Raw genomic sequence first — 15,027 nt, forward strand, 5'->3', positions numbered from 1 at the left:
GTCGGCTCTGCCGGATTTTGTTTCTAATCCTGCAAGGTTTTTATAACCTTTTAGGTATGTTGTTAGTTCATGATAGTTTGTCTGGTTTTTTCTTTTGGGCCTGCTTCTAATCCTGAAAGGATTGTCCAACCTTGTAAGTAACTCGGTTGAGTGATGGTTTTAGTCCTACAAGGTTTTTAAAACCTTGCAGGACTGCCATAAGTCTGATCAATTAACAACCACCTAGTCTTACGATAGGGTAATCGCTTACATCAATGCTAGGATCTTTACTCTTTCTCACTAATTCGATTGCTTCATCCGTCTTGTATTGATGGGGGCCAATATAAAAGGTGGCTCCTTTTTCGGCCAATTCCTTTATATATTCCACTGGATCTGTATTTTTCTGAGGCGGTGGTTGAGGTACAGTGTACAAATGTCCATAATATACAGAAGGCTCTTTTGCAGTCTTTATTTTTTGATGGGTGCTACCTTTTAAGGTTGGTGATGGCATATTATCTTCTTCCACTTTTTCATCTTGTTCACTCGTGTTATTTTCAATCTCCTTTAAGTTGGCTTTTTTGGGTTCAATTTTTCGCTCTTCTTTTTTAGTGGTTGATTTAGTACGTGTGGGTTTCATAAGGTCTTCTTTTATGGCTAGTTCGACATAACCGTTATATAAGACCATAGTTTCTTCGTACAATGTTTGAAGATTAACGAGGGTTCCTTCCCCTTTTTTTGTAAAGGCTACAGTTGCTTTGCTATAGGCATTGGCTTTTTTGTCGAATTTTTTAAATGCCTCCAGTAATACCTTTGAATGCTTTTCTTCATTGGGAAGGGCATAAGGTGGGGGTGGAGGAGGAATAGCTTGACTTGGCTCAATTGAGCGTTCAGGGGCTGAGGGTATTGGTGGTGGTGGTGGTGGACATTCAGGAAAGGGCTGTGCCTCCTTTTTTTGCGAATCCGTCATTCGCCCGTATATACCTTCCAAGGTTTTTAAATCTTTTAGAGGAACAACCCTTTTTTCTTGGGGTTGGGCGTTATATTTTTTTGCCAACTTATTATACTCTTCCACATCCTCTGGAGAAGCTCCCTGTTGATTTTTACCTGATTGTAAGCTATGGGTCTTCTTTACAGGTAGAGACTTAAGTGGCAGAATGTTGTATTTATTCATTTCTTCCGAGGAAAACCTACTATGTAATTGGTCTAGTCTAACCTTTAAAATCCTTAATTCAGAATTGTCCAATGCACCTTGCTTTTGGAACAACTTTAGTTCTTCGGTATATCGATTTAAGAGACTATTGTATTCCTTAATATTATGTTTGGAATACGTTTCCTCAAATCCATTTTTTGTATATAAATGATTCTGATAAGGTTGAGGAAATTTAGTGCTTCTTGCATTATTATATACAAAACTAGAGGTGAAATGGATGATATCATCTAACTTGTATTGGTTTAAAACAGTGTTTGATACATGTAGCCCATCAATCCAAATGGCAAATTTATTATTGTCCTTCCATGATTCGAATTGAGATATACTAGGTTTAATTGATTTTGTTTTGGAAATATTGAGGTTGGGTATCCTAACAATATCGCGATAGTCATTGACTAAACCCCGTTGTTCATCCGTCATTAATTCATAGATTGCCTCTATGCGTTGATGTTCTTTTAATTTAACAATTACGTTATCAGTTGTTGGTAGGTTGTCAATGTAACTGCGATATTCGCGCATCATTGATTCCGAAGCCCCAATTATACTATCTTCTTGAATCGGAGATTTTATTGTTTCTGTAGGCACTATTTTTTCAAGGATTTCTTTAGTGCTAAAACTGTAAAGCAACAGTGCAACTAATGGAATTAGCAATAAACCTTTGAGCCAAATGGCTTTTTGTGATGTTTTTGTTTTCATGATGACGATTCGTTTTTTGATTGATGAATAATGAATTGCATTTGCCAATGGTGGTACTACGGCATTTGATGAGAATGCCAATACCAAGTTTTGATAGTTGGGAACACTTGCCCCGTTTTTTAGTACGGCCTGGTCCGCTAAAAATTCGTGGTTGAGTTTTACCAAATGTTTTGCCCAGTAAACCAAAGGATGAAACCAGAATACAATTTGAAGCAGTTCCAACAGTAGGATATCAAAACTATGTTTTTGTATGGCATGGGTTTCCTCATGCCAAAAAACTTCTTGAGGAATGTTTTGTTCTTTATAATTCTTTTTGTTGAAGAAAATATAGCTAAAAAATGTGTGCGGGGCAATAAGTTCTTGGAGCAACACATGATGGATACGTCCCAATTTTTGTTTTGGATTATTTTTAATACTCTTAAGCAAAGATCTTAGGTTACCAAAAAACTTGAGACCAAAAAGAATTACACCCAAACTATATAGGCCCCACAACAAAATGGGGAGGATATTGGTTTCAGCCCGTGGAAGTGACTCAAGATAGATACCGCTGGGTTCAGGGTGTTGATTAAATAATATGGGTTCCATGGCAACCGTAACGTATTGCGTGAATGTTACTAGGGGGATACCAATCGAAATTATAAATGCAGATAAGAGGTAAAATCTTTTAAAATGGTGAATGTGGACCTGTTCCAGTACCAATTTGTAAAACAGAAGGAGGATGGCCAGGCAAGCACTAAATTTTAAAAGATAGATCAACATGGCTATTTATTTTTAATTTCTGTATCGATCAAGTTTCTTAATTCTTCCAATTCTTCCTTGCTAAGATCGGTTTCTTGGGCAAAAAAGGAGGCAAATTGTGCGGTGCTATCATTAAAAAAGGTTTTAATGAGTCCGTTCAAATGTTTGGAGAAATAGTCCTTTTTCTTTACCAGAGGAAAATATTCCCTGGCATTATTCAATAGGGTATAACCCACGAAGCCTTTGTCCGTCATTCGCTTTAACAAGGTAGCTACCGTTGTAGTGGCGGGTTTGGGTTCTGGGTAGGCATCCAATAGGTCCTTCATAAAAGCTTTGTTCAGCTTCCAGAGGTGATTCATTAATTCTTCTTCGGTTTTTGAGAGTTTCATATTCAATTAATCCATGTGTTCTACAAACATAGAACAAAAAATATTATTCTACAAATGTAGAGGTGTTAATTTTTGAGGTCTACTAAGGTGTAAAAGTGGTGAGTATTAAAAAAGATGGCTTGGGTCATCAAGTGGTTTTGTGGTTATGAGTTAAAGACCGTTTATTGGCCACCAATTAATGTCCATACAATAATATACTGTGGTTGTGCTGGCATTGTTTATTGCCAATTGAATTTGCGTTAGCTATTGCAGCGACATCCTTTTTTGACTTATGTCAGGCCCCAAAAAGCAGTCCTGCAAGGCCTCCAAAACCTTGCAGGATTAGAACCAAAACCTTGCAGGACAATGGACAGGCCAGGGTGTAGCCAAAAAAGATACAGCGGAAAGAGCGACCCGTTAGGGGAACGCCCAAAAACATGATTCTTGCTTATTCTGATAATTTCGTAAAGTATTGATAAAAATAGGGAATGGTCTCTATGCCCTTTAGGTAATTCCAAACACCAAAATGCTCGTTGGGCGAATGTATGGCATCACTGTCCAGGCCGAATCCCATGAGGATGGTCTTGCTTTTCAATTCTTTCTCGAAAAGGGAAACAATGGGGATACTGCCCCCACTTCTTTGCGGTATTGGGGTCTTGCCAAAGGTAGTTTCGTAGGCTTTGGAAGCGGCTTTATAGGCGTTATTGTCGATTGGTGTTACATATCCTTGTCCGCCGTGATGTGGGGTAACCTTAACAGTGACACCGTCTGTGGCCAGACTTTCGAAATGGGTCTTGAACAATTCAGTTATTTCTTTCCAATCCTGATGTGGTACCAAGCGCATAGAAATTTTGGCAAAGGCCTTACTGGCAATAACGGTTTTTGCTCCCGCTCCGGTATAGCCTCCCCAAATTCCGTTTACGTCCAAGGTAGGTCTAATGGAGTTGCGTTCGTTGGTGGTATAACCCTTTTCACCATATACTGCATTTATATCCAAGGCTTTTTTGTAGTTCTCCAAGCTAAAAGGGGCCTTGGCCATTTCGGCACGTTCTTCTTTGGAAATGTCTTCCACCTTGTCATAGAATCCAGGGATGGTGATATGGTTGTTTTCATTGTGAAGTGCAGCAATCATTTTGGTCAAAACATTGATTGGATTGGCCACCGCGCCACCATACAGACCAGAATGCAAATCCCTGTTGGGTCCGGTTACTTCAACTTCCACATAGCTAAGTCCCCGTAAACCTGTGGTAATAGAGGGAACATTATTGGCAATCATGCCTGTATCCGAAATTAAAATGATATCATTGGCCAACTTTTCTTTGTTTTCGGCTACAAAAGTGCCCAAATTCTCGCTTCCGACTTCCTCTTCCCCTTCGATCATAAATTTTACGTTGCAGGGCAATTGGTTGGTTTTTACCATAAATTCCAAGGCCTTTACGTGCATATACATTTGTCCCTTGTCATCGCAGGCGCCCCTTGCAAAAATGGCACCTTCGGGGTGCAGGGCGGTGGGTTTTATAACGGGTTCAAATGGAGGGGAGTTCCAAAGGTCTATGGGATCGGCCGGTTGAACGTCATAATGGCCATAAACCAATATGGTAGGTAATTCTGGGTTAATTATTTTTTCCCCGTAAACTATGGGGTATCCATTGGTTTCACAAATCTCTGCGGTGTCGCAGCCAGCTTCCAAAAGTGAGGCCTTTACGGCTTCCGAAGCATTGATAACATCTTGGGAATAAGCCGGGTCGGCGCTAACCGAAGGTATCTTTAAGAGTTGTATCAATTCATTAATAAAACGTTCCTTGTTTTTAGCTAGGTACTCCGAAATATCGTGCATAAAATGTTTTAATTGAAGGCTAAATTTACAAAAAAGAACTTTTTAATGCCTAAGTATTTTAAAATTGAAAAATTACTTTATATTTGCATCCCGATAATAATTGGGTTAAATGCAGGCGTGGTGGAATTGGTAGACACGCTAGACTTAGGATCTAGTGCCGTGAGGTGTGAGAGTTCGAGTCTCTCCGCCTGTACAACAAGGGAAAGCCGACTTTTAGGAGTCGGCTTTTTTAGTTCTGGGTAACACATAGGTAACACAAATTAGTTTTTTTTGGATAGTAATATTAAATGATATTATTTGATGTCATGTGATTCCAAAATGAATAAATTTTATCGAAAATGAGTTAATACCCAAATCTTACCCGAAAACTTTGCGCATGGATCCTGATTCGATTTTATAGTATTCGGGCAGATAAACGTTAAATAAAATCGAATTAGGGCGCAACCTACTTTTGATCTGGATTTACTTCTTTTTTGGACCACTCCAAGAACGTCTTATAGGCCTCTGGATGTTCTCCAAAGTACCCCTTCAATTCGGTTGAAATATACGCACTTCCCTCTTCGAAGGCGTTCTCCCTTTCTTCCTCGAACTGTGCCACCTGGTAGCCCAAATAGCCAGAAACGGACAGGGATATGATAAGAACCAAATTGACCATGAACAAGAGCCATTCGGGGATTATTTGTGACTTCTTCAATTGTTCCTCTATTTGGATGGTTCTTACATCCTGCTTTTTAAAATGATCTTCCTGCGTTTTGTTGAGTTCCTTCAGCTCATTTCTAATCGAGGAAATTTCCTTAACCGTTTCGGAACTGGTGAGTTCCTTGCTCAGCGTATCCAGTGTCGCCAACATCCGTCTTAACCCTTCCAGTTCGTCGGTCAACAGTTCCGTAATCTCGTCCAGCTTTGCCATATTATTTTCGTTTTAGTATTAATATCCTATCTCGAATCCCGCACTTTTTTGGATAGCCTGTTTGATGACCTGTTTCGCCAATCTTAGCGCTATATTGCCACTGAGCTGTGTGGCCTTTCCCATGAGGCTGACGGTATTGTCCTTGTTTTTGACTATGCCCCTTCCTGCATGTTCCCCGATCCCCATTACCAATCTACTGCCCGACATAGAGCGGTGCACCTCGCTCCCCTTCAGACTTTGCCCCTTGTATTCAAACCGGAACCCTTGTAGTTGGTTGGACTTGTTGATGCTGGGGACTACCTTTACATTATTTTCTTTCATCAATTTAATGTACCGGTCCAGCTCCTGTGGACGTTGTTCGGTCATTACTTTGTCATGGACCTGTTTGATCTCCTGTCTTATATTCCTGACCTGCTCCAATCTTTCCAATTGTACTTCCCGTACCGTGGTGAGCCCCATTTTCTCCGCCACCCGTTCCGCTGCCTGCTGGCTCCTTTTTCCTATAAAACTGTCGTTATAGGCCTTGCCATTGAAATCGATTCGGTTCACGTATACATGGACATGGGTATGTTGTTGGTCCCTATGTACAAAGCCGATGGCCTGATGCTCCAGCAATTTCATTTCCTTGAGGAACTTTTCCGTAATCTCTTTTAGGGCCTTGGCGTTCAGTTCCTTTCCGTCCTCGATGGTCGGGCTGAGGACAAAGCTCAAGGTATTGTTCGTGCACCTGGCATTCTGCCCTTGGATGATCTTGAATTCCTCCGTAATCTGTTCGGGGTTTTCCCCGGCCAGATGCTGGGAGAATATCACCTCGGCATCCTTCTCTTGGTTCCAGCCATAGGACATGGAAGCCCCGGTGTGCGATATGGATTTGCCCTTGCCTATCATTTTTTGAAATTATAAAGGTGGTCCCGTATTTCTTCGGCCAGTTTTGTGACCTCTTCTGCAAGTTTGGGATTTCGTTTTCGGAACATGTTCCCGATCAGTTTAAAGTTGGTCGCATACTTGATCAGCATCTTATAGATATCTATCTGTTCCTCCGTCAACCGCTCGATGATCTTGTCCCCGAAAGCGGCACGACGGCAATATTCGCTTACGCTCAGACCGCTCTTTTTGGCCTTGATCCTTAGCAGTTTCTTCTCGAATAGGGAACAGCGGAATTTGATATAGGTCCTTTTCATTTTTTACTTCTTTGCGACCTTCGGGAGCAAAGCAAGATCGTCTTTGTGGCAACAAAGACACATCTTGAATTCCTTCCCCGATGGGTCATAGTTTTTCCGACATCCACCATGCGTTCACATCCTTAAAATCCTTGTACAAGTTTGACATGTCCCTGCATTTTGGGCTCTGTTCCAGCAATATTTCCACTGCTCTTTTACCGGCTTTGTCATTGTCCAGGTATAGCTGTACAGATTCATAGCTTTCCAATAGTCCAAACGCTTTTTCTACAAAGGCCAGGGAGTTCAATATCAGAAGGTCGTTCCCCTCTCTTGGTTCTTTGTCCCGTTCCAAAAGGCTCAACATGTCGAACATACCCTCGGTGATGACAAGACCACGGTTACCATAATTGATGTATGTCATATCCTTTGGGGAACTGGAGTTCTTATAATATTTGTTCCTTAGCTCCCATCCATGGGAATCGTTCTGTAACCCGATGGAGAAGTACGTTTTATCCCTCAAACTATAGTGGACCTCCCTGCAGAGTGTCTTGGCCATTATTAGGGAAATCCCTCTTATCTCCACATACTCCTGGAGGGCAAGATGGCGCAGTTCCATTACATCCCTAATTTTGATCCCATCCTCGTCAAATCCTTTAAAAAGTTGCTGGTGAAAAGAAAAAGAGATCTGGCCGTTTTCCAACCAGTCCAAGGTTTCCCTTACCGATGTTCCGTTCAGAAGACATACCAGGTCGATCACGTTGCCCCCTTTCCCCGCCCCATGGTCGTACCATCTGTTCAATAGCCTGGAAACCTTGAAAGAGGCTTGGGTTTCTGACCTGAAAGGACTCAGGAACCAAGCTTCTTTCTCCGTTGATCTGATAGGAAAGTGCCCGAGTTTTGCCAGCGCTTTCTCGATAGGAAAGGCTCGGGCTCTTTCGCACGATAGTTTATGGGATCTTTTTCTTTTCATTAGCAATACTTTTTAACCATTTTTTTGATGTTTTGATGACAATCCGTCCCAAAGCCCCTATCCACGGTGCTTTTCCGGTCATCAAAACATTCATCGATTCATCACTATTATGGTTTTAGGTTTTCCTGGTCGTCATCACTTTTTATTTTGATGAACAAATGATGATATAATGATGAGCGCACCTACATCGACGGGCATTGACCTCACATCAATCTGTCATCGATTCATCAAAATTTTCCAGCAGAAAGGATTTCTCCACCGTAAAATAGCGTCCCTTGGCTTCCATCAAATGCATGGTGGCATCCTGCCAGATAACTAATTTATAGTAGCTGAGGGTATTGTCCTTGTTCTCCAGTTTCCAATCTTTCTTCAGCATTCGCCTTAAATGGGTAATATCGGTCTTTAAGCGTGTACGGCACAATAGCTGGAGGGCATCCAAGGGACATATGTTTATTTCCGTAATATCAAAATGCTCCATGGCTCCCAGTAACAATGAGGCCAATTCCTTTTCCACCCGGTTACGGTTGTGCCTCACCAGATTCTTCAGGGCAGGTGTTTTGATCTGCCCAGGAGAGAACCACATGCGGGTGATATGCCGTGTGGTCAGAGTACGACCCTTCAGAAAATATAGGAAAGCGGGTATTTCTTCAATAAGGGCTTCCAAAAAATGGGTATTCTCTTTCTGCAGATGGGGTATCTTCAATACCCAGAACCTGGTCTCGTTCCCATCTATCTTAATAAAGTTGTTCTCATTGTTGCTGCAAAGGATAAACTTGCCAAAGAATTCCACTTCCCTTTTGTCCTTCCCCTTGGCCTCCAACTTGTTGATATTGGTGGTGCTCAGGTATTTGATCCGTTCGGTAAGCTCTTCCTTATTGAACAGCACTTCATCGATACAGATTAGCAGTTTGTTGGCCCAGTCGGCATTGAACTGGCTACCAAAGCTGTCATTGGTCAGGTAGGTAAGGTTGTTCTCAAAAATAGCCTTTAGCCATTTCAAAAAGGTACTCTTCCCTGTGGATCGCTCCTTGGAGACCAGGCACAGTATGGGCAACATCTGTACCGGTTTGGTGTATAGCAATTGAAAATAGTCCAGTCCCAGCTCATAGTGGCCCCCGAAAATATGCCGGATAAATCCCAGGGAGGTCGAGACGTCCCCCTCTTTCGGTTCTTTGCCCAAGGGGGAATAGGTATTATAAAAATTTTGGTATTCCTGTTTGAAATCGATGTGGTTCGGTATACAGGTGAACCCATCGTATTTGGGTACCTTGCTAAGGTAATCCTTGCCATGGTCCTGTTTAATGGTATGCTCGTTCCACGGTACCAAGTGCTCATTAAAATGTCCGGAAATGGTCGGTGCCCGTACCAGCTTGTAAAAAGTGGTACCGACCCTTAAATAGGGTATAGTTTCCATAGGCCAAGGTTTTGATGTTGAAATTATAGCCTTCGACCAGGTACAGAATTATTGGCTATACCCTCAATCTCCCCATTTGATTCCTGTTCTTTTTGTAACAGCCACTTGTTTAGCATATCGATATCGAAGAAAATCAATTTGCCATTAGGTTTGCTATAAGGAATTTCTCCCCTTGAGGTAAGTTTATAGAGATAACTTCTGGAAATACCTGTGTAGTCGCAAGCTTCTTCCATGGTGAGTACTTTTTTGGTACCCAATAATAGACTTTCAATTCTATCTAGTTTTTCTTCCAATTTAATTTTGTCCATTTTATTTGATTTTAAGATTAAAAATGAACAAAAGCGCTTTTGTTTTCCCACAGCTATGTGGTAGGTATAAAGGTATGGAAATAGGCAAGGAAAGAATAGGGGAAACAAAATAAGTTATTCACAACTAATTGAAGAACAGCAAATTACATCAAATTAACACAAATAATATTACCTCGTGTCCCAAATAATTTTATTTGATGTCATATGATATCAAATGATGTCTAAAAAAATCACCGTACAAACGACCATTTATTTGAATATCCGTAGTTATTAACAATTAAATTTTAGGGAGCAGTCGAAAAAGACTTTTAATAGGGCAAATTTTGTGTCTCTACAAGGCTCTAATTTCATATTGCGATAATGTTTTTTATAAAATAATCTTCTTGGAATTAACATTCTTAGGTATAATATTTAATAGGAACTTTTACCAGGGAGGAATAAGACAGAAAGATACGGTCCCAGTAATCTGGATTTTGAAGCTTTAAATAAGCAATGTAGCATAAGGATTAGCGGTCTAAGGGTAAAAAGGGGCCGAAAATTAGGCCTTGGTTATTGTTATTAAAACCGTCCTATTTTAATTTACCTTTTTTGACCCTTGGAATAAGTCAAACATAAAAATATTAGAGAATTAAAAGTCTTGACCAAGTGAATCTTCAACACCTGATAAACCTGGACATATTGCATGTTACCAGATTAATTTAAATTTTGGGTGCTGGCCTATACTAATGTAGAATGGAGTTTACTGGGGTCTTAAATTCCCAGAATTGTGGTTGGGCATAGCAATTTAATATATAAGCAGAACAAGATATTTCCCTTTGAAAAGAGAAATGTAACCACTATTTGGTAACACTGGACATATTCCTATTGATTAAAACAATACTTTTTATAAATAAATGTTGGAATTTCTTTGTCACTATTTTTTTGGATTCTATATTTGCTTCTTATTTTAAATTAATCTAAATAAGAATAGAATGAAAATTGTGACCTGGGCAGCAGCCCTTTTTTTATCTTTTAACGCATATTCACAAACCAGCATTAAAGGAAAGATTACCGATGAATCCAATCAACCTCTCACCGGCGCAACCGTATATATTGAGGAATTGAAGAAAGGCACCATGACCGACCTAAATGGGGAATATGAAATTACGGACATCAAGGAAGGCTCTTGGACAATTGTCCTGAGAATGCTGGGTTATAAACTGCAAACTAAAAAAATCACCATTGGCCCGGACACTTCGATGACCTTTCACGTGGTTTTAAAAGAAGATTTAAACAGTTTGGATGAAGTCGTGGTTTCCGCTAGCAGGCATTCCGAATATCTTTCTGAAATTCCTGCTTCGGTTACCGTTGTAGGCCTTGCCAAATTGGAGGAGTTCACACAATCTACCTCGAACATCAGCGAAATTCTGGAATTTACAGTCCCGGGACTTGCTGTTTCTACCGGTACCTTTTCCAATTGGGGACAAACCCTAAGAGGGCGTTCACTATTGGTCATGGTCGACGGCATCCCACAATCTACCCCTTTAAGAAACGGACAATTGGGAGTGAAATCCGTAAATCCCAATGACATCAGCCGTGTAGAGGTAATTAAAGGGGCCACGTCCATCTTCGGTAATGGGGGCAATGGTGGTTTTATCAACTATATTACCAAAAATCCAGCTACCGATAAAAAAATTGAGGGGACTACCAATATCTGGGGCTCAATCAATTTGGCCAAAACAAATGACGCCTTGGGCTGGGGCATACATCAGTCCCTTAAGGGAAACCTGAATAGATTCAGTTACTACATCAGCGGTAGTTTGGAACAAACAGGTAATAAATACGATGCAGATGGAGTTCCTGTTCTCCCGACCTACGGTTTTGACAACACTGACATCTACAGCACATTTGGAAAATTGGAATATTTACTATCAGACAGGCAAAAACTGACCCTTAGTGGTAATATCTACCATTCCGCTCAAGATAGCCCCTTCATTCCGGTAGCGGCAGAGGTAGAAGTCTTTAATGAGGATGGGGATTATTCCCTTGTTCCAGGTTACGGCGTAAAGGGGACCATTGTCGGGGAAGAACCTACTGGGACGACCTTGGTAAATGGACAATTAAAATATAGTCTCAACAATATATTCAAGGGAACTACCAATTTTGAAACGGACCTTTATTATCAAAACACTGAGAACGTATTTTTCTATTCCGACAAATTTGAAAATGGCGGACAATCCGTAATAAATGCCAAAAAATATGGTATCAGACCCAACTTCAATACCAGTTTTGGTTCATATGGCCCAACAAATATATCCTTGACCTATGGGGTAGACCTTTTAAAGGACAAAACAAATCAAGGGCTTTTGGATGGGAGATTGTGGGTGCCAAATATTGAATTGATCAACTGGGCACCCTACGCGCAATCTACCATAAAACTTAACAACCAATGGGTTCTTAAAGCAGGTTTGCGATATGACCATATGAATATGGATATCGTAGATTACAATACCCTTCCCTATTCCGCTAAAAGCGATGGCAATTTCAGTCCATCCGTAGCTGTGGAAGGAGGAAAACTTAATTTCAACAATCTGGCCTTTAACTTAGGGGTTCGGTATATAGAGCACCAAGAATTTACCCCTTACATAAGCTATTCCCAAGGATTTTCAATTGCTGATTTAGGCTCAATACTAAGGTCTGCCGTAGCCGAGAACATTAATGATATCCAGCTGGAACCCGCGGTCACCAATAATTATGAATTTGGGTTCATATCCAAATTCAATAACTTTCAGCTGGAGGCAGTGGGCTATTACAGTACTTCCAATCTGGGCACAGGCGTTGTATTTGTGGATGAGATCAATTCTTTTGTACCCTCAAAACAACCACAACGAATTTATGGAGGTGAGATATCCGTGGATTATTATAGTTGGGATAAAAAATGGCAAATAGGAACCTCATATTCTTACGTAGAGGGGCTGACCCATAGTGTCGGTGACGAAAATAACTTGACATATTTGGGAGGTGATGTTATAGCCGCTCCAAAATGGACTACATATATTAACTGGCAGCCCACAGAAAAATTAAACACATCGCTTAGAATGACCAATCTGGGTGATAGAAACCGATTCGACCCCTTTATCGATGCCAACGATACTTGGGCCTATAGACATACACAGTTCCCTGTGAGTGGTTATACTATACTGAATCTTTCTATGGCCTATCAATTAAAATCGAACCTATCCCTTTCCTTAGGGGTCAACAATATATTGAACGAATATTATCTACCTGCCCGATCTCAGTGGGCCTCACCTTTAAAAACCTTTACAGGGGTAGGAGAGGGAGCCAACGCAAAACTGGGACTCCGGTACAATTTTTAAACCATGGACCCCGTGTTTGACTATTCTCAAACATGGGGCCTATTTTAAACAATAACTTCTTTGATTATTTTTAACAGGCTTATCAGGAATTTACATCTTTGGCTGGGTCTAACATGTGGCCTGATCGCGTCGATCTCCGGGTTGACCGGTTCGCTATATATTTGGCAGCCCGAAATAACAACTTTACTCAATCCCGAGCTATTGACAATCGGGCAAAATAACCCTTTACCCGATACTAGACTGTACACAACGGTCTACAATCTAATGGAACAACACGGGGATAGTCTAGCCAAAATAAACCTGCCCTATCGGGAGCAACAGACTATTTCCCTTGTCTACAAGAATGGTGAGACCCAATATTATCATCCCATTTCTGGCTTTATTTTGGGTAAAAAATCAAGTTCCATTGAATTTTTTGAAAATTTATTGAACTTTCACCGCACCTTAGGGATTCCGAAAATTGGAAAATATATTACTGGAGGCAGTACCATATTATTTTTTCTATTATTGTTAAGTTCTGGTGCCTATTTGTGGTGGAAAACCTATAGTACTAATTTTACAAAGGGATTCAAAATAAAATGGAAAGCTAAGAAAAAGAAATTGAATTATGACCTTCATAAGGTTTTGGGAGCGAGCTTTTTTATCCCTCTTATGGTCATAGCTTTTACCGGTGCCTATTTTACATATAGTACTTACTACAAAACGGTACTTAGCATATTCGATGATTCCAAAAAAACCAAGTTGGACCTAGAAGAGCAGACCATTAGTAGCGCCAAACCCTATCAAGATTACTTGCGTAATCCGGACAAGGAATACGACCTTCGTGCTGTCATCCTTCCCAAAAATATCCAGGACGAATATCATTTTAGATATATTCAGGATAGGTTCCTAATGGAAGGGCCAAGAAAAACCAAGGAATTGAAAATTGATCCAAAAGGAACTATTACTAGCCTGACGGATTTTCAAACAGATTCCAATAGTAATCGGATCGTTGCCCAATTCTATCCTGTTCATATAGGTGAAATTGCGGGTTTATGGGGTAGGATCCTGGTTTTTATTTCTGGTCTAATTCCAATAACTCTGTTTATAACTGGTCTCAAGTTATATCTCTTAAAAACAAAAAGGCGATTGAAGACACCTCGTGATTAAATTATTATTAATTATTTAGTCCTTTAAAACCCGAAGACATTTTGTACTCACAACCTAATCAATAATTACAAAACGATAAAATGACTAGATCAATATTATCAGATAACTCATTGATTTAATTTGAATTAGTTACACCTATTATCCATTTAGTTGCGCCCGTTGGGTTTTCTTCATAACGCTTATCTATCTGAACGCTAAAGAAATCCTATAGGATCCTTGCGCAGTAAAGTTATGGATAGTCCATAGAATACCTTTAGATTAGCTTATATATCCAATTAAGCTAATCTAAAGGATTTTGGAGGTCAAGATCATATTATTTAAATAATATATTAACTATAACAAATCCATGTCCCTAAGTAGCCTAATTTCAGTCAATAACAACCTTTCAATTGGCTAATTTTTTGTATCTTATATAGAAATTTGAAAAGATGGACAGAAAAGCTTTTATTCAAAAAACAATGGGGGCCATGCTTATTGCTTTACCCGCTTATTCGCTGATCGGCTGTTCTAGTTCGGACAATGATTCGGATACGAATCCCGATCCAAACCCAGACCCAGACCCACAAGGTAACTGTTTGGCTAACGGAACCAAAAGTACTATTGCCACTAATCACGGACACAGTTTAACTGTATCAACAGCCGATATACAGGCTGGCGCACAGAAAATTTATTCTATTCAGGGAAGTTCAGGTCATAATCATGAAGTAACCCTGACTGCGGCAAATTTTAATTCATTAAAAAGTAACAGTTCAATATCTGTTGATTCTACCTCAGGAGACGGACACACGCATTCAGTTACAGTATCATGTGCGTGAGACAAATATGAATAGGCTTATTTTATGCAAACATTAGCCCTTGTGACAACTAAGGGCTATTGTTATTGATAAATGTTTAGCAAAATTGTTGCCGATTTGGAAAACTAGACAATTTAT

Annotated in this window: 12 protein-coding genes and 1 tRNA gene; 4 read left to right on the forward strand and 9 right to left on the reverse strand. The window is 40.2% G+C overall.

The window, feature by feature from the left end; genetic code table 11:
* Positions 1-211: 211 nt before the first annotated feature.
* The 3 genes from CWD91_RS14460 to CWD91_RS14470 all read right to left on the reverse strand — a co-directional run bounded on the left by CWD91_RS14460 (position 212) and on the right by CWD91_RS14470 (position 4,828).
* Positions 212-2,470, reverse strand: a complete 2,259-nt coding sequence (locus CWD91_RS14460) for a M56 family metallopeptidase (protein ID WP_192877677.1) — start codon at positions 2,468-2,470, stop codon at positions 212-214.
* Positions 2,471-2,646: 176 nt separating this feature from the next.
* Positions 2,647-3,012 carry a BlaI/MecI/CopY family transcriptional regulator gene (locus CWD91_RS14465; protein ID WP_103441667.1) on the reverse strand — a complete coding sequence of 122 codons (366 nt, stop codon included), beginning with the start codon at positions 3,010-3,012 and terminating at the stop codon, positions 2,647-2,649.
* 427 nt (positions 3,013-3,439) lie between these two features.
* Positions 3,440-4,828 carry a dipeptidase gene (locus CWD91_RS14470; RefSeq protein ID WP_103441668.1) on the reverse strand — a complete coding sequence of 463 codons (1,389 nt, stop codon included), beginning with the start codon at positions 4,826-4,828 and terminating at the stop codon, positions 3,440-3,442.
* 111 nt (positions 4,829-4,939) lie between these two features.
* Between CWD91_RS14470 and CWD91_RS14475 the strand changes: the two genes are divergently transcribed.
* Positions 4,940-5,021: transfer RNA gene (locus CWD91_RS14475), tRNA-Leu, on the forward strand.
* 252 nt (positions 5,022-5,273) lie between these two features.
* On the opposite strand, the gene CWD91_RS14480 is transcribed toward CWD91_RS14475, so the two are convergent.
* From CWD91_RS14480 to CWD91_RS14505, 6 genes are all read right to left on the reverse strand, one after another.
* On the reverse strand, positions 5,274-5,738 hold the full coding sequence (locus CWD91_RS14480) for a DUF6730 family protein (protein WP_103441669.1): 465 nt from the start codon (positions 5,736-5,738) through the stop codon (positions 5,274-5,276).
* Positions 5,739-5,756: 18 nt separating this feature from the next.
* On the reverse strand, positions 5,757-6,626 hold the full coding sequence (locus CWD91_RS14485) for a relaxase/mobilization nuclease domain-containing protein (protein ID WP_103441670.1): 870 nt from the start codon (positions 6,624-6,626) through the stop codon (positions 5,757-5,759).
* A complete protein-coding gene (gene mbpA, locus CWD91_RS14490) occupies positions 6,623-6,919 on the reverse strand; it encodes a mobilization protein MbpA (RefSeq protein WP_103441671.1) in 297 nt (98 codons plus the stop codon). The genes CWD91_RS14485 and mbpA overlap by 4 nt, the downstream gene beginning before the upstream one ends.
* An 85-nt stretch (positions 6,920-7,004) precedes the next feature.
* Positions 7,005-7,868: a toprim domain-containing protein gene (locus tag CWD91_RS14495; RefSeq protein WP_103441672.1), complete on the reverse strand. Its 864-nt coding sequence runs from the start codon at positions 7,866-7,868 to the stop codon at positions 7,005-7,007.
* A gap of 208 nt (positions 7,869-8,076) precedes the next feature.
* Positions 8,077-9,282 carry a primase-helicase family protein gene (locus CWD91_RS14500; protein ID WP_103441673.1) on the reverse strand — a complete coding sequence of 402 codons (1,206 nt, stop codon included), beginning with the start codon at positions 9,280-9,282 and terminating at the stop codon, positions 8,077-8,079.
* A gap of 23 nt (positions 9,283-9,305) precedes the next feature.
* Positions 9,306-9,590: a helix-turn-helix transcriptional regulator gene (locus CWD91_RS14505; RefSeq protein ID WP_103441674.1), complete on the reverse strand. Its 285-nt coding sequence runs from the start codon at positions 9,588-9,590 to the stop codon at positions 9,306-9,308.
* A gap of 971 nt (positions 9,591-10,561) precedes the next feature.
* On the opposite strand from CWD91_RS14505, the gene CWD91_RS14510 reads away from it, so the two are divergent.
* From CWD91_RS14510 to CWD91_RS14520, 3 genes are all read left to right on the forward strand, one after another.
* Positions 10,562-12,946: a TonB-dependent receptor gene (locus CWD91_RS14510; protein WP_103441675.1), complete on the forward strand. Its 2,385-nt coding sequence runs from the start codon at positions 10,562-10,564 to the stop codon at positions 12,944-12,946.
* Between the two features lie 60 nt (positions 12,947-13,006).
* A complete protein-coding gene (locus tag CWD91_RS14515) occupies positions 13,007-14,095 on the forward strand; it encodes a PepSY-associated TM helix domain-containing protein (protein WP_103441676.1) in 1,089 nt (362 codons plus the stop codon).
* A gap of 428 nt (positions 14,096-14,523) precedes the next feature.
* On the forward strand, positions 14,524-14,910 hold the full coding sequence (locus CWD91_RS14520) for a hypothetical protein (protein WP_103441677.1): 387 nt from the start codon (positions 14,524-14,526) through the stop codon (positions 14,908-14,910).
* Positions 14,911-15,027 lie beyond the last annotated feature (117 nt).

The organism is Arenibacter hampyeongensis (assembly GCF_002909255.1).
Classification (GTDB): domain Bacteria; phylum Bacteroidota; class Bacteroidia; order Flavobacteriales; family Flavobacteriaceae; genus Arenibacter; species Arenibacter hampyeongensis.